Raw genomic sequence first — 13,633 nt, forward strand, 5'->3', positions numbered from 1 at the left:
CGCCTGGCCACAAGTGGCAGACTGGCGGCATGACGACGCACAAGAACCTGCTCGGCGGTCCGGATCCGACGTACCTCCCGGAGAACGAAGAGGCATACCGCCTGCTGGGCGAGGAGTCCCGGTCGCCGGCCGAGGTCGCGGCGAAGCACCCCACGTTCTCGCTCGCCTGGGCGATGCTCGCCGACGACACCTTCGAGGCGGGGCGAGTGGTCGAGTCGTACGCGTATGCGCGGACCGGCTATCACCGCGGTCTGGACTCGCTGCGCCGGGCCGGGTGGAAGGGACATGGCCCCATCCCTTGGGACCACCGCGCCAATCGCGGGTTCCTGCGCTGCCTCGCCGCCCTCGCCCGTGCCGCCGGCGAGATCGACGAGAAGGAAGAGACGGAGCGTTGCTGGCAGTTCCTCAAGGACAGCAGCGCCGAGGCGTACACCGAACTGAAGCGGTAGTCACCGCAGTTGAGACGTCTGTGCCGCCGTCACTCAGACAGCGACGGCGGCACGGAATGCAGAAACTGAACGATCACATGTAGCGCCGTGCTCCCACGGCACCGGGCCGTGGCCCTTCCAGCCGTTGCGGCGCAGCGCGTCCAGTCCGCGGTGGTAGCCCGTACGGGCGTACGCGTACGACTCCACGACGCCGCCCCGCTCGAACGCCTCGTCGGCCAGCCGCGCCCAGGCCAACGAGGAGGTGGGGTGGCGCGCGGCGACATCGGCGGGCGAGGTGCCGGAGGCGAGGAGCTCGCGCGGGCCGGGGTCGACCGGCGTTCGGGGTGAGGCCGCACAGCAGGGAGGCCGCGGCGAACCACAGCACCCCGGTGACGAACACCCTGCGCCGCCCGAACCGGTCGCCCAGCGCCCCGCCCAGCAGGATCAGCCCGGCCAGCGTGACCATGTAGGCGTTGACGGTCCACTGCAGCGCGGCGAGGTCGGTCCAGGTCGCGGCCGATGCGCGGGAGGGCGACGTTGACCACGGTGGAGTCCAGCAGCGCCATGCTGGAGCCGAGAACCGTGGTGAACAGGATCCACGTGCCCTGCGGGGAGGACAGCCGGACGTCGGGCGCGCGGCGAGCATACGGAAGAGCCCGGCACCGCGGACGGGTGCCGGGCTCACACTCCGAGAGGTGTTACTTCAGGCGGGTGCCGACGGAGCGCAGGTTCCGGCAGGCCTCCACCACGCGGGCGGACATGGACGCCTCGGCCAGCTTGCCCCAGGTGCGCGGGTCGTAGGTCTTCTTGTTGCCGACCTCGCCGTCGACCTTCAGGACGCCGTCGTAGTTGCGGAACATGTGGTCGGCGACCGGACGCGTGAACGCGTACTGGGTGTCGGTGTCGATGTTCATCTTCACCACGCCGTTCTCCAGCGCGGTGAGGATCTCCTCCGGGGTGGAGCCGGAGCCGCCGTGGAAGACGAAGTCGAACGGCTGGGAGCCGGCCGGCTTGCCGTACTTGGCGGCGACGCCCTCGTTGAGCTCCTTCAGCAGCTCGGGACGGAGGACGACGTTGCCCGGCTTGTACACGCCGTGCACGTTGCCGAACGACGCGGCGAGCAGGTAGCGGCCCTTGTCGCCGAGGCCGAGGGCCTCCGCGGTGCGCACGGCGTCGTCGACCGTGGTGTAGAGGGAGTCGTTGATCTCGTGCGAGACGCCGTCCTCCTCGCCACCGGTCGGGGTGATCTCGACCTCGAGGACGATCTTCGCGGCGCGGGCGCGCTCGAGGAGCTCCTGGGCGATGCTCAGGTTGTCGGCGAGGGTCTCCGCGGAGCCGTCCCACATGTGGGACTGGAACAGCGGGTTGCGGCCGGCCTTGACCCGCTCCTCGGACACCGCCAGCAGCGGACGCACGTACCCGTCGAGCTTGTCCTTCGGGCAGTGGTCGGTGTGCAGGGCGATGTTGACGTCGTACTTCTCGGCGACGATGTGCGCGAACTCGGCCAGCGCGACGGCGCCGGTCACCATGTCCTTGCTGTGCTGGCCGCCCAGGAACTCGGCACCGCCCGTGGAGATCTGGACGATGCCGTCGCTCTCCGCCTCGGCGAAGCCGCGCAGTGCCGCGTGCAGGGTCTGGGACGAGGTGACGTTGATGGCCGGGTAGGCGAACTTCTCCGCCTTCGCCCGGTCGAGCATCTCGTTGTAGACCTCGGGGGTTGCGATGGGCATCTGTCCGCTCCTTATGCGTGCGGTATGGCGTACTGCGTACGGTCGGCCCTGACCTGGAACCTTGGATGCGACGTCATTGTCGGGCCCATCTTCCCAGACTTGTCGGGCTGGTCGACGGTGCAGGTCGAGTCGTTGTGTCGGGCGATGTCCGGCACGTACCGTCCGGTCCCGCCCCACGGCCTCAGTCGAGGCCGAGTTCGTCCTTGGAGTAGGCGAACAGGTACGGCACCCCGGCGCCCTCCTCGATCTTCTCAGCGGCGCCGGTCGCCCGGTCGACGATGGTCGCCACGGCGACGACCTCCGCGCCGGCCTCGCGCACGGCCTCGACCGCGGTCAGCGGGGAGCCGCCGGTGGTGGAGGTGTCCTCGACGACGAGTACACGGCGGCCGGCGATGTCCGGGCCCTCGACGCGGCGCTGCAGCCCGTGCGCCTTGGCGGCCTTGCGCACGACGAAGGCGTCCAGCCTGCGGCCGCGCGCCGCGGCGGCGTGCAGCATGGCGGCCGCGACCGGGTCGGCGCCCATGGTCAGCCCGCCCACCGCGTCGAACTCCAGCTCCGCGGTCAGGTCCAGCAGCACCTGCCCGACCAGCGGGGCGGCCTCGCCGTCGAGAGTGACGCGACGCAGGTCGACGTAGTAGTCGGCCTCCAGACCGGAGGAAAGAGTCACCTTGCCGTGCACCACGGCCTTGTCCTTGATCTGCTGCAGCAGCGCGCCGCGTGTGTCCGTCATGGCAGCCAGCTTAAAGGCGCCTCCAGCTCCAGGTGGTCGAGGCCTCGAGCGGCTCCAGGGGCGTGACCAGGCGCGGGTGGGTGTTCAGCCCGTTGGGCGGTCCGGTCTGCGGCTCGACACAGACGGCCTCGCGCTGCTCGTCGTAGATCACGACCCACTCCTCGCGGCTGGTCACCTTCAGCTCCAGCCGCCCCGGCCAGGTGAGGGTGACGTCCACGCCCCCGGGCATCCCGAAGCAGTCGTCCCACGGGCCCGGCCGCGGGTCGGTCCGCCGGCCGGTCGGCAGATGGTCCTCCCCGCGCTCCTCCTGCCAGGCGGGCGCGAAATCGATCGTCACGTCCTCGCCCTTCTCGCCTTCCTCGCCTTCCTCGCCGCCGAGGTTGCGCAGGAACCACGGGTGCCAGCCGAGCTGCGCCGGGAACGACGACCCGTACGTCTCCACGCTCATCGTCAGCGTCAGCGCCCCCTCGGTGAGCGCGACCTGCTGGGTGACCCGCCCCGGGTACGGCCACGGCTCGGCGAGGTCGTACGTGAGCACGGCCTCGTCGGTGCTCTTGCGGGCGGTGCGCCAGGCGGCGTCGCGTGCGGTGCCGTGGATGGCGTGCGGCGGGGCGTTGAGCGGCATCCGGTGCACGGCGGCGCCGTCCCGGAACCGTCCCTCCCGGATCCGCCCGCACCAGGGCACCATCGGGAAGCACCCGAACCGCTCCCCCTGCCGGAGCAACTCGACGCCCGCGATCCGCAGCCCACCGATCCGCCCGCCGTTGCCCGGCAGCACGTCCACTTCCGCGTCCGCCGCGGTCAGCGTGATGTGTTCGTCACTCACGTACCCGACCCTACTGGGACGATCAAGCGGGCGTGCCGCGCCAGGACGTGGCCGGGTGCCGACGAACGGCGTCCGGCTCGCGCCCGGGTCGTTCCCGGGTCGCGCCCGGGTCGTGCCCGTGCCGGGGCTCAGCGGCGCCCGCGGCTCAGCGGCGCCTGCGCAGGGCCCGGAACGCCACGACCGCCGACGCCACCGCCAGGGCCGCCGCGGGGGCGGCCCAGCGCAGCGAGGGGGAGGACGAGACCGTCTGCGGTGCGGGAACGGGCGCGTAGCGGCCGCGGGGCGGGGCGTGGTCCACCTCTTCGGCGCTCCGGCCGATCATCGTCCGCCGCGCATGCGCCGCCTCCGCGACGGAATCCTCGTCGTCCATGCCGTCGTCCATGCCGTCCTCGTCGTCGTCCTCGAAGTCCGCGAGGGAGGGCGGCGGAATCTCCGCGTCGAACACGGAGGAGCCGTCGGCCTCCGCGTCCGAGGGCGGCGGCGCGTCCTCCGCGTCCGGCGTGGTCTCGAAGTCACTGGTCGCCCGGGCCTCGAAGTCCCCCGTGGACAGCAGCTCGGGCGACTCGGGGGCTTCTGCCGCGTCCGATGCGTCAGCCGGCTCGAGGGCTCCGCCGGCTTCAGCAGGCTCCGGAGCACCGCCGGGCTCCGGGGACTCTGCCGACTCCGAGGGCCCGCCGGACACCGAAGAACCTCCCCGCTCCGGAGACACATCGGCCTCCGGGGAACCACCGGCCTCCTGGGAACCACCGGCCTCCGCGGAAACATCGGCCCCCGGAGACTCCGGTGCCTCCGGAGACTCCGGAGACTCCGGAGACTCCGGTGCTCCCGGTGCCCCCGGAGACTCCGGTGCCTCCGGCGACCGCGGAGCACCGGGCCCCGGCGACGCCGAGGCCTCGTCGGGTGCCGGGGGCGTAGCGGCCGCCGGAGAGCCGTCGCTCTTCGAGGGCCGTTCGTCCGCCGGGCGGGCGGGATGCTCCGTCGCGCTGGTGCCCAGGTTCTCCGCGAAGCGGGTCAGCAGGCGGGCCGCCGCCGCCGTCACCGCCTCCGGGGGGAGTTCCGTGACGCGTCCGGTGGCCGTGGCCGTACCCGTGACGCGTACGGTCGTGCCGGTGTCCGTGGGGCGCAGGCGCAGCCGGAGCGCCAGCTTCACCCCGCCGCTGCCGCGGGCCTCCGCCGCGTCGCCCTCGACGGCGTAGGAGCCGTCGTCGCGCGCGGACACCCGTACCGATCCGCGGTAGGTGACGGAGTGGCTGCCGACGCGGACCTTCAGGCGGCCGGCGACGGGATCCGCGCCGGCGTCGTGCTGGAGCCCGGGCACCGCCCGGGCGACCCGCGCGGGATCGTCCAGCACCTCCCTGAGCCGTTCCTCCTCGACCGGAACGAACACCTCGTGCTCCATGAGTGCGGAGCCTACCCAGCGGACGCCCGGCTGCACCCCCGTCCGCCGGAAGTCGCGGCGCGTCGGCGCGGGGCGCGCACGGGGCTCAGCCGGTGTAGCGCGGATGGACCAGCGTGGACGGCGGCAGACCGCGCACCCGGGTGTCCTCGGCGGCCCGGACGTCCGCCGCGAGGGAGGCACCGGTGAGGGTGTCAGGGCAGGGCCCGGACGGGTCGAGGCGCGGCTCGGGGGCGTACCGCGCGGCCAGCACGAACCCCCAGTCGCGGTGGACGTGGGCGGTGTCCATGGAGCTCCGGTCGGGCCCGGGGGCGTAACCGGCCCGCCGGCCGCGCACGCGGTAGGCGGCCGTGTCGAACCCCGCCGCGCGGAGCGTGGCGTCCACGGTCCAGAAGTCGCGCGGGCGGCTCGCCACCGTGCCCCCGTGCACCACGAGCCGCCCGCCGGGCGCCAGCACCCGCCGGGCCAGCCCGTAGAACTCCTGCGAGTACAGCTTCGTGCTCGCGGCGATCCCGGGATGCGGCAGATCGGAGACGACCACGTCGTACGCGGCCCGGGGCGCGCTCCGCAGCCAGTCGAAGGCGTCGGCGGTGGTCACCCGTACGCGCGGGTCGTCGAGGGAGTGCGCGTTGAGCGCGGACAGCGCCCGGTCGCGGCGGGCCAGCCGCACCAGTCCCCCGTCGAGTTCGACGACGTGCACCCGGCGGACACCGCTGTGGCGCAGCACCTCCCGCACGGCCAGCCCGTCGCCGCCGCCGAGGACGAGCACGCGCGCGTGCGGCCCGTTCATCGCGGGGTGCACCAGCGCCTCGTGGTACCGCCGTTCGTCCCGGCCGCTGACCCGGAGCCGCCCGTCGAGGAACAGGTTCAGCGGCCGCCCCCCGCTCCCGCCGGTGAGCAGCACCTCCTGCACGTCCGTGTGCAGGGCCACCCTGACGTCCGCGCCGTACATGGCGTGCCGCGCGGCCCGTTCGAAGTCGTCGACCAGGACGGCGGCGGAGCCCAGCACGGCGAGCACGCACACATTGGCGGTCACCAGCATCCGCCGGGCCCGGGGGGTGAGGTCCTGCCGGAACAGCCCGAGCACCAGCGCACCGCCGACGACCGCGTTGACCGCGCCCGTGATCAGCGCGCCGGTCAACTGGCCGAGCAGCGGCAGGAGAAGAAAGGGAAACGCGAGCCCGCCGACGAGCGCGCCGACATAGTCCGCCGCGGACAGATCGGCCACCGCGCCGCCCGCGTCCTGCCGGCGGATCCGCTGGATCAGCTCCATCAGCAGCGGCACCTCGGCCCCGATCAGCAGCCCGGTGGCGAGGGAGAACGCCACCAGCAGCGCGCGGGGTCCGCTCGCCCACAGTCCGCCCCAGTCACCCGTCCAGGCGAACACGGCGTACAGCGCCATCGCGCTGCACCCGCCGACCAGCGCCAGGGCCGCCTCCACGGCGCCGAACCCGGCCGCCGCGTGCCGCCGCAGCCGTTTCGCGGCCAGGGAGCCGATGCCCATCGCGAAGACCATCACGGACAGCACGACGGACGCCTGGGTGATCGAATCCCCCATCAAGTACGTGGCCAGCGCGACGAGTTCCAGCTCGTACACCAGTCCGCAGGCCGCGCAGACGAACACCCCCGCGAGGACCAGGAACCGCCCGGTGCCCTGCCGCACGGGCAGCCGCAGCGCGCCCCCCGCGTCGCCGTCCGAGCCGTCCCGAAAGTCCGCGGAGCCGGGCGGAGCGGGGGCCTGCGGTTCGATCACCTCAGCGACGTTACGTCACGGCCTCACCGCACAACGTCACCCACACGCGTGATATTTGTTTACGCCCGGACCGCGCTGGTATGCGCCAACTCCCGTACCCCCACCCGTGTCCGCGTCGCCACCAGCTGCCCGTCCTGCGGGTAGGCGTGCCAGGTCCGCCAGTGCACCTGGCCCTCGTGGCGCTGGGCGAGCAGCGCCGTGAACGCGTGCGGACTGCCGGGAAAGACACCGGCCAGGCCCTGGGGGTGGTCGGAGACCAGGGCGAGCAGCTCCTGCGCCCGGCCGGCGAAGGACCCCGGGGGCAGCTCCTCGACCCGGGCGGCGAACTCGTACTCCCAGTCCCCCACCCGCTTGGCCACGCCCAGCGGCAGCGGTGTGCTGCTGCCCGGAATGCACGCCACCGTCTCGCACCACTGTCCCCGCTCCTCCTCCACCAGCACCTGGTGGGAGGCGCCCAGCAGCCGCAACTGCAGCTTCACCCCGCTCAGATCGAGATCGAGCGTGGCCAGCGCGGGAAGCGGCTCACGCCCCAGATCCCAGGCGAGGTCGGCCGCGCGGGTGTCGGAGTAGGCGGTGTTCAGGGTCGTGAGCATGGATCGGCTCCGCAAGCACACAAGGAGAGGGAGATACGGCTCCGCGCGCCCCGGCCGCGCCGGGGAACTCGGCCCGTCAGCCCGGTCGCCCGGCCGGAAGAAGGGTCCGCGGGGGGTCCGAGGGCTGCGCTGGTGATTTATAGGGAATCATGAACTGTGGCGCCACCACAGCTTTTTTACCCAACTTCGTGGGCTTTCCATCCCCTCGGGGGCTCCCCAGCTCAACTGTTCAACCCCTGAGTACGCCCCTGAGATACGGCGTACGCCTCCCCCGCGCGCCGCCCCCGACGCCAACCGGAACCGGAGTCCCGGCCACCGCTCAACGCCGGAGCGGGGCCCGCCCCAGGTGCGGACCCCGCCCTCGCGGATGCGGCATCTCCCGAAGTGGAGCCGCGCTGCCCCGTGTCAGCCGCCTCCACCGCCGCATCCGCCCCCGCCTCCGCACGACGACCCGCCTCCGCAGGACGAGCCTCCGTCGGAGGACGATCCACAGCCGCCGGCGCCCGCGCCGCCGTGCCCGCCGGCCCACCAGCCCTCGCCACCGTCCCGGCCGCGGCGGCGTCCGGACCGGCCGGCCGTCCCCCGCTCGGCCTTGCGGCCCGCGTTGCGGGCGCCGAACCAGCCGACCCCGAAGAACAGCACCGCCAGCACGATCGAGATGACGCCGATCTCCATGGCCCCACTCCCCTTCCGGTCCCCCGTGATCCCCCGTGATCCCCCTGAAGCAGCCCCCCGTGGGCTCCCCTCACGTGCGTGCCCGGGAAATGCCCCCCGCCCGCCCGGCCCAAAGCAGAGTTGAGGAACTCCAGAGGTTCGGCGCAGGATGGCCGCCATGACCTCCAGCGCGCGCTCCCACCTCAACCGCCGGCTCGCCGCCACGCGACGGAGTCGCAAAGAATGGCTCGGCGGGACGACGGTCTTCGCCGAGATGTCGGCCCTGGCCCTGCGGACCGGGGCCATCAACCTCGGGCAGGGCTTTCCCGACACCGACGGCCCCGAGGAGGTCAGGGAGGCCGCCGTACGGGCGCTGCGCGACGGCCTCGGCAACCAGTACCCGCCGGGCCCCGGCATTCCCGAGCTGCGCACCGCCGTCGCCGCGCACCAGCTCCGCCGCTACGGCCTGTCCGTCGATCCCGACACGGAGGTGCTGGTCACGGCGGGCGCCACGGAGGCGATCGCGGCCGCGCTGCTCGCCCTGGTGGAGCCCGGCGACGAAGTGATCGCCCTCGAGCCCTACTACGACTCCTACGCGGCCTGTATCGCCATGGCGGGCGGCACCCGTGTCCCGGTCACGCTCCGACCCCGCGAGGGCCGCTTCCGCCTCGACCTCGACGAACTGCGCGACGCGGTCACCGACCGCACCCGCCTGCTGCTGATCAACACCCCGCACAACCCGACGGGCACCGTCCTCACCCGCGAGGAACTGGCGGTGATCGCCGAGCTGGCCGTCGAGCGCGACCTGCTGGTGGTGACGGACGAGGTGTACGAGCACCTGGTCCACGACGGCGCCGACCACATCCCCCTGGCCACCTTCCCCGGCATGCGCGAGCGCACGGTGACCATCTCCAGCGCGGGCAAGACCTTCTCCTTCACCGGCTGGAAGGTCGGCTGGGTGACCGCCACCCCGGAACTGGTCACGGCGGTCCGCTCCGCCAAGCAGTACCTGACATACGTCTCCGCGGGCCCCTTCCAGTACGCGGTCGCCGAGGCCCTCGCGCTGCCCGACGCGTACTTCGACGACTTCCGCGCGGACATGCGCACCAAGCGCGACGTCCTGGCGACCGGCCTGACGGAGGCGGGCTTCGAGGTCTTCCGCCCGGCCGGCACCTACTTCATCACCGCCGACATCCGCCCCCTGGGCGAGACCGACGGCATCGAATTCTGCCGGGCGCTCCCGGAACGCGCGGGCGTCGTCGCCATCCCCACGGCGGTCTTCTACGACCACCGGGACATGGGCGCGCCCTTCGTCCGTTTCGCGTTCTGCAAGAAGATCAGTGTCCTCGAGGAGGCGGCCCGCCGCCTGAAGGAGACGGCGGCGGGCTGACGCCGGGACGCCGGCGCGTCACTCGCCCGTACCGGCCGGCGCGGGCGGCGCGGGCGGCGCGAGCATCGCCTCGAGGATGCGCTGCAACTCGACGCGGTCCTCGGGGGTGACCCTCGCCAGCCTGCGGTCGTACTCCGCTGCGAGGGCCGCCAGTGCGCGATCGCGTGCTCGGGTGCCCTCGGCGGTCAGCACGAGCCGGTGACGCCGCAGGTCCGCCTCGTCGATCTCGCGGCGGACCAGACCCTTGGCCACGAGGTTGCGCACGTAGACCGTCACGCTCGCCTTGGGCAGCAGCAGCGCGCTCGCGATCTCGGCCGGGTACGGCGATGCCTCCACCTCGGCCAGGACGAAGAACTCCTTCGTCTCCAGCCCGAGTTCGGCCAGCTCCCCCGTGCAGGCGTCCAGCACGACGCCCAGCAGCCGCTGGTTCAGCGTCCACAGCCGCGCACCGTCGACCGACATGCGAGCCTCCATGTAGTACCGTTTCGTATTAGTTTCGCGAGTCCCGCGACCTCGAAGACCCCTACCGCCGGGGCGAGGACATCTCCCACGCCCTCGACGCGCTCACCACCACCCCCGGCATCGACCCCCGGCGCCTCGGCGTCCTCGGCATCTGCGCCGGTGGGGGCTACGCCGTGCACACCGCCCGCACGGACCACCGCATCAAGCCGACTTCCGGCGCGAGGGCCGCGCCGCCGGAGTAGCAGAAGCGAGGTACGGTCGGTCAACCGCTGCCCGGCACGGAGGTGCGGATCGCGGACGACGGCGAGATCCTGCTGCGCGGCCCCGGCATCATGGAGGGCTACCACGGCCTGCCCGAGGTGACCGCCGAGGTCCTGGAAGCCGACGGATGGTTCCACACCGGTGACATCGGCGAGCTGTCCGCGGACGGTTTCCTGAGCATCACCGATCGCAAGAAGGACCTCTTCAAGACGTCCGGCGGCAAGTATGTCGCGCCGACGGAGATCGAGAGCCGGTTCAAGGCCGTGTGCCCCTACGCCTCCCACATCCTGGTGCACGGCGCCGGCCGCAACTTCTGCACGGCACTCATCACCCTCGACGAGCAGTCGATCCTCCAGTGGGCACAGGCGCACGGGATGGAAGGCAGGTCGTACGCCGAAGTCGTGGCCGCGCCGGCCACTGTCACGCTCATCGAGGGATATGTGGCACGGCTCAACCAGGGTCTCCAGCGCTGGCAGACCATCAAGAAATTCCGGCTTCTGCCCCGCGACCTCGCTGTCGAGCACGGTGAGATCACCCCCAGCCTGAAGGTGAAGCGACCGGTCGTCGAGAGCGCGCACCGGCGGTTGATCGACGAGATGTACGCCGGAACACGCGAAGCGTGAACCACCACCCTCCTCCCATTGACCGTTCGGCAAGAAAGGCGAATTCAGGTGTCCAAGAGCCACTTCCGGTCCCCCTTATCGTCCGCGGGCTTCTCCGCTGTCGTCCTGACGGGCCTGTTGTCAACCGGTGCGCCGGCAGCGACGGCAGCTCCCGAGCACGCCGTGCCGAAGGGCCGGTTCACCCCGCTGGTCGGCCTCGCCGCCGAGCGGATCCTGCTCGCCGACAAGGTCGCCGCCGCCAAGTTCGGTACGACGACGCCCATCGAGGACCCGGTACGGGAACAACAGGTGCTGGACCAGGCGGCGGCACTCGCGGTCGACGCCGGTATCGACACGGACGACACCGTGGAGTTCTTCCGGGCGCAGATCGACATGAGCAAGGTCGTGCAGCGGGAGCTTCACGCCCTGTGGACGAAGCACCCGGAACTGGCGCCTGCCGAGCGTCCCGATCTCGCCACGGAGGTCCGCCCCGAACTGGACCGGATCACCGTCGCGTTCATCGGACAACTGGCGGCGACGGAGGACCTTCGCACCCCGGCCCACGCCTGCAAGACCTCACTGGTTCTCGCCAAGACGGAAATCAACCACGCATACGGACTCGGCCGACTGCACAGCCGTGCCCTGTGGGGGGCGATCGAGCCGGTGTGCAAGTGATCCTCCGGCACCTCTGTCGGAGCGTCCCTCTCAGCGAACGGAGCGCCCATGGCGAACGTGATGATCCTCGGCATCACCGGCGGTGTCGGAGGCCTGCTCGCGCAGAAGCTGCGCTCGAGAGGAGACGCCGTCCGCGGTCTCGTCCGCCGGGACGACCACAAGGCCGAGCTCGCCACGCAGGGCGTGGACGCACGCGTCGGCGATCTCGCCCTCATGACCGTGGACGAACTGGCGGAGACGTTCAGCGGTGTCGACGTGATCGTCTTCACCGCCGGCTCGAACGGCGGCAGCAGGGAGGTCACGAAGGCCGTCGACGGCGACGGGGTCACGAAAGCGATCGAGGCGGCGCGCCTGGCCGGTGTCGAGCGCTTCGCACTGGTCTCCGTGCTTCCGGAATCATGGGGGGAGCGCGATCTCGGCGAGGACCTCGAGTACTACTTCGCCGTGAAGAAGGGCGCGGACATCGCGGTCGGCCGCAGTGGGCTGGACTGGCTGATCCTCCGTCCCTCCCTGCTTCTCGACGGCCCGGGAACCGGCACCGTGTCCTTGGGACCCGCGGAGCTCCACGGCGAGATCACCCGTGACGACGTCGCCGGCACGCTGGCCGAACTGCTCCACGAACCCCGTATCGGCCGGCAGATCCTCGAACTCAACACGGGTTCGGTTCCGATCGCGGAGGCGGTGCGGGCGAACATCCGCCGGCCGTACGCGCTTCACGACACGTCGGGCTGACCACTCCCCAGCTTCCGGCGTTCCCACCGGTTCGGGTGGCGGATCACCACGCCCGCCACGCCCCCGCCGCCGGTGAGCTTGATCAGGGGGGTGCCCGGCAGGCGGTCCGGTGTGGTCTTGTCCTTCAGGCCGCCCATGCCGGGGTCCATGCCGGTCGTGTCCGCCGCCCAGCCGTCCGGGATGACGATCGTGACGCCCGCCGCCTCCCCGTACGCCTCCACCGTGACCTCCGGCAGACGGCACACGGCGCGGCTGAAGTCGAGCTTCACGCCCGCCATCCCGCCGTGCGCCACGACCCGCCCGGGAACCTCCCAGCGACCGGGGCCCCGGGACGCCCCGTGCAGACCGCCCTTGAGCACCAGGGGCGGCAGGTCCGCGGCGGTCTCGCGCCTCGGCAGGTCCGCGGTCAGGGCGTCCAGCTCGGCATAGGTCTTGGCGGTCAGCGCCTGCTCCAGGCGCGTGTCCAGCTCGTCGAGGTCGATGCGGCCCTCGGCGGCCGCGTCGCGCAACTGCTCCACCACGGCCTCCCGGTCGTCGTGGGAGGCGCGCAGGGCGCCGGGGGGCCGGGAGGTGGGCTCCGGAGGCTGGGCTGTCATGGTCACAAGAATAAGCAGCCACCCACCGGACGGACCGGGCCACGGACGGAACCGGCTCCGTCAGTTCCGGGCGCGCGAGAGCCCGGCCCCGGCAGGTGACCCCGTGGGTCGCCGGCCGGACCGGGCTCCTCCCGTGGACGGCGCGTACGTCGCCGTACCCGCCGCACGCATGCCGTGCCCCAGGGGCGGGCTACTCGCCGTCTTCCGGCTTCTCCGCCTCGTTGATCTCCTTCTCCAGGCCGAGCTGCTCGACCAGCCACCGGTCGAACTCGATCGCGGCGCGTACCCAGCTCACCGTCGACGAGACGAAGTGCTCGAGGCTCACGCCCGTGCCGATCAGCATCTGCGCCTCACCGATGAGACGGACCGTGCCGTCGTCGTGGGTGTGCGTGTAGAGCTTGGGCCACAGGGTGCGCCGGTTCCAGTCGTCGATCGACTCGAGCAGCTGCGGCTTCTCGTCGATCTTGTGCGGCCGGTCGTAGAACGTGCGGACGGAGAAGATCTGCTGATCGCCCTCCCCGCGGAACATGAAGTAGGTGCGGAACTGCTCCCACGGCGCCGCGAGGTCACCCTCTTCGTCAACGACGTACTTCAGCTCCATCTGATCGAGGAGCTGCTTCACGAGGTCCTGATCCGGGACGACGGGGCCCGCCGGTCCTTGGGGCTGCGGCTCTGGCTGCTGGCCCCCGAAATTCGGAATCGAGGACGGGTCGATGGTCACCGTGTTTTTCCCTTCGTACGGATCCCGCCATCCTCCCTTATGCGGGGAGGGGGGTGGCAAGCCCCGACGGGCCTGTCAGCCGAG

The 13,633-nt window shown here is 72.0% G+C and carries 14 protein-coding genes and 4 pseudogenes; 6 read left to right on the plus strand and 12 right to left on the minus strand.

Features of this window, described 5'->3' with window-relative positions:
* The first annotated feature begins 29 nt into the window (after positions 1–29).
* A complete protein-coding gene (locus AC5L3C_RS17485; protein ID WP_493649813.1) occupies positions 30–449 on the plus strand; it encodes a DUF3151 domain-containing protein in 420 nt (139 codons plus the stop codon).
* A gap of 87 nt (positions 450–536) precedes the next feature.
* Here the strand turns inward: AC5L3C_RS17485 and AC5L3C_RS17490 are convergent.
* The 9 genes and pseudogenes from AC5L3C_RS17490 to AC5L3C_RS17530 form a co-directional block, all read right to left on the minus strand.
* Positions 537–764, minus strand: a pseudogene (locus AC5L3C_RS17490) (DUF3151 domain-containing protein); the annotation flags it as partial.
* Positions 739–1,048: pseudogene (locus AC5L3C_RS17495) on the minus strand (MFS transporter); the annotation flags it as partial. The pseudogenes AC5L3C_RS17490 and AC5L3C_RS17495, both read right to left, overlap by 26 nt.
* A 78-nt stretch (positions 1,049–1,126) precedes the next feature.
* Positions 1,127–2,158, minus strand: a complete 1,032-nt coding sequence (fbaA, locus tag AC5L3C_RS17500) for a class II fructose-bisphosphate aldolase (protein ID WP_125505152.1) — start codon at positions 2,156–2,158, stop codon at positions 1,127–1,129.
* A 181-nt stretch (positions 2,159–2,339) separates the two neighbouring features.
* Positions 2,340–2,888 carry an orotate phosphoribosyltransferase gene (pyrE, locus tag AC5L3C_RS17505; RefSeq protein ID WP_493649814.1) on the minus strand — a complete coding sequence of 183 codons (549 nt, stop codon included), beginning with the start codon at positions 2,886–2,888 and terminating at the stop codon, positions 2,340–2,342.
* 10 nt (positions 2,889–2,898) lie between these two features.
* Positions 2,899–3,714 (minus strand): aldose epimerase family protein, encoded by an 816-nt coding sequence (locus tag AC5L3C_RS17510; RefSeq protein WP_493649815.1) that lies wholly within the window; start codon positions 3,712–3,714, stop codon positions 2,899–2,901.
* Between the two features lie 145 nt (positions 3,715–3,859).
* Positions 3,860–5,113 carry an SRPBCC domain-containing protein gene (locus AC5L3C_RS17515; RefSeq protein ID WP_493649816.1) on the minus strand — a complete coding sequence of 418 codons (1,254 nt, stop codon included), beginning with the start codon at positions 5,111–5,113 and terminating at the stop codon, positions 3,860–3,862.
* An 85-nt stretch (positions 5,114–5,198) separates the two neighbouring features.
* Complete coding sequence (locus AC5L3C_RS17520) at positions 5,199–6,863, minus strand: polyamine aminopropyltransferase (protein ID WP_493649817.1); 1,665 nt, start codon at positions 6,861–6,863, stop codon at positions 5,199–5,201.
* 59 nt (positions 6,864–6,922) lie between these two features.
* Positions 6,923–7,456 carry a DUF2617 family protein gene (locus AC5L3C_RS17525; protein WP_493649818.1) on the minus strand — a complete coding sequence of 178 codons (534 nt, stop codon included), beginning with the start codon at positions 7,454–7,456 and terminating at the stop codon, positions 6,923–6,925.
* 405 nt (positions 7,457–7,861) lie between these two features.
* The gene (locus AC5L3C_RS17530) at positions 7,862–8,131 is read right to left on the minus strand and encodes a hypothetical protein (protein WP_493649819.1); all 270 of its coding nucleotides are present in this window, start codon (positions 8,129–8,131) and stop codon (positions 7,862–7,864) included.
* A 148-nt stretch (positions 8,132–8,279) separates the two neighbouring features.
* On the opposite strand from AC5L3C_RS17530, the gene AC5L3C_RS17535 reads away from it, so the two are divergent.
* Positions 8,280–9,500, plus strand: a complete 1,221-nt coding sequence (locus AC5L3C_RS17535; protein WP_493649820.1) for a pyridoxal phosphate-dependent aminotransferase — start codon at positions 8,280–8,282, stop codon at positions 9,498–9,500.
* 18 nt (positions 9,501–9,518) lie between these two features.
* Here the strand turns inward: AC5L3C_RS17535 and AC5L3C_RS17540 are convergent, their stop codons facing one another.
* Complete coding sequence (locus tag AC5L3C_RS17540) at positions 9,519–9,962, minus strand: MarR family winged helix-turn-helix transcriptional regulator (protein ID WP_493649821.1); 444 nt, start codon at positions 9,960–9,962, stop codon at positions 9,519–9,521.
* Positions 9,963–10,000: 38 nt separating this feature from the next.
* On the opposite strand from AC5L3C_RS17540, the pseudogene AC5L3C_RS17545 reads away from it, so the two are divergent.
* From AC5L3C_RS17545 to AC5L3C_RS17560, 4 genes and pseudogenes are all read left to right on the plus strand, one after another.
* A pseudogene (locus AC5L3C_RS17545) lies at positions 10,001–10,168 on the plus strand (dienelactone hydrolase family protein); the annotation flags it as partial.
* Between the two features lie 39 nt (positions 10,169–10,207).
* Positions 10,208–10,846 (plus strand): annotated as a pseudogene (locus AC5L3C_RS17550) (long-chain fatty acid--CoA ligase); the annotation flags it as partial.
* A gap of 162 nt (positions 10,847–11,008) precedes the next feature.
* Positions 11,009–11,500 (plus strand): gamma subclass chorismate mutase AroQ, encoded by a 492-nt coding sequence (gene aroQ / locus AC5L3C_RS17555; protein ID WP_493649822.1) that lies wholly within the window; start codon positions 11,009–11,011, stop codon positions 11,498–11,500.
* A gap of 48 nt (positions 11,501–11,548) precedes the next feature.
* Positions 11,549–12,232 (plus strand): NAD(P)H-binding protein, encoded by a 684-nt coding sequence (locus tag AC5L3C_RS17560; protein ID WP_493649823.1) that lies wholly within the window; start codon positions 11,549–11,551, stop codon positions 12,230–12,232.
* On the opposite strand, the gene AC5L3C_RS17565 is transcribed toward AC5L3C_RS17560, so the two are convergent.
* Positions 12,214–12,828 (minus strand): DUF1707 SHOCT-like domain-containing protein, encoded by a 615-nt coding sequence (locus tag AC5L3C_RS17565; RefSeq protein WP_493649824.1) that lies wholly within the window; start codon positions 12,826–12,828, stop codon positions 12,214–12,216. The two genes, AC5L3C_RS17560 and AC5L3C_RS17565, sit on opposite strands and share 19 nt — an antisense overlap.
* Before the next feature lie 190 nt (positions 12,829–13,018).
* The gene (locus AC5L3C_RS17570; RefSeq protein ID WP_493649825.1) at positions 13,019–13,549 is read right to left on the minus strand and encodes a YbjN domain-containing protein; all 531 of its coding nucleotides are present in this window, start codon (positions 13,547–13,549) and stop codon (positions 13,019–13,021) included.
* Positions 13,550–13,633 lie beyond the last annotated feature (84 nt).

This window comes from Streptomyces speibonae, assembly GCF_984686075.1.

Coding starts and splice junctions, on each gene's coding strand:
- AC5L3C_RS17485 (WP_493649813.1), top strand. CDS start 30: ATGACGACGCACAAGAACCTGCTCGGCGGTCCGGATCCGACGTACCTC.
- fbaA (WP_125505152.1), bottom strand. CDS start 2,158: ATGCCCATCGCAACCCCCGAGGTCTACAACGAGATGCTCGACCGGGCG.
- pyrE (WP_493649814.1), bottom strand. CDS start 2,888: ATGACGGACACACGCGGCGCGCTGCTGCAGCAGATCAAGGACAAGGCC.
- AC5L3C_RS17515 (WP_493649816.1), bottom strand. CDS start 5,113: ATGGAGCACGAGGTGTTCGTTCCGGTCGAGGAGGAACGGCTCAGGGAG.
- AC5L3C_RS17525 (WP_493649818.1), bottom strand. CDS start 7,456: ATGCTCACGACCCTGAACACCGCCTACTCCGACACCCGCGCGGCCGAC.
- AC5L3C_RS17530 (WP_493649819.1), bottom strand. CDS start 8,131: ATGGAGATCGGCGTCATCTCGATCGTGCTGGCGGTGCTGTTCTTCGGG.
- AC5L3C_RS17535 (WP_493649820.1), top strand. CDS start 8,280: ATGGCCGCCATGACCTCCAGCGCGCGCTCCCACCTCAACCGCCGGCTC.
- AC5L3C_RS17540 (WP_493649821.1), bottom strand. CDS start 9,962: ATGTCGGTCGACGGTGCGCGGCTGTGGACGCTGAACCAGCGGCTGCTG.
- AC5L3C_RS17560 (WP_493649823.1), top strand. CDS start 11,549: ATGGCGAACGTGATGATCCTCGGCATCACCGGCGGTGTCGGAGGCCTG.
- AC5L3C_RS17565 (WP_493649824.1), bottom strand. CDS start 12,828: ATGACAGCCCAGCCTCCGGAGCCCACCTCCCGGCCCCCCGGCGCCCTG.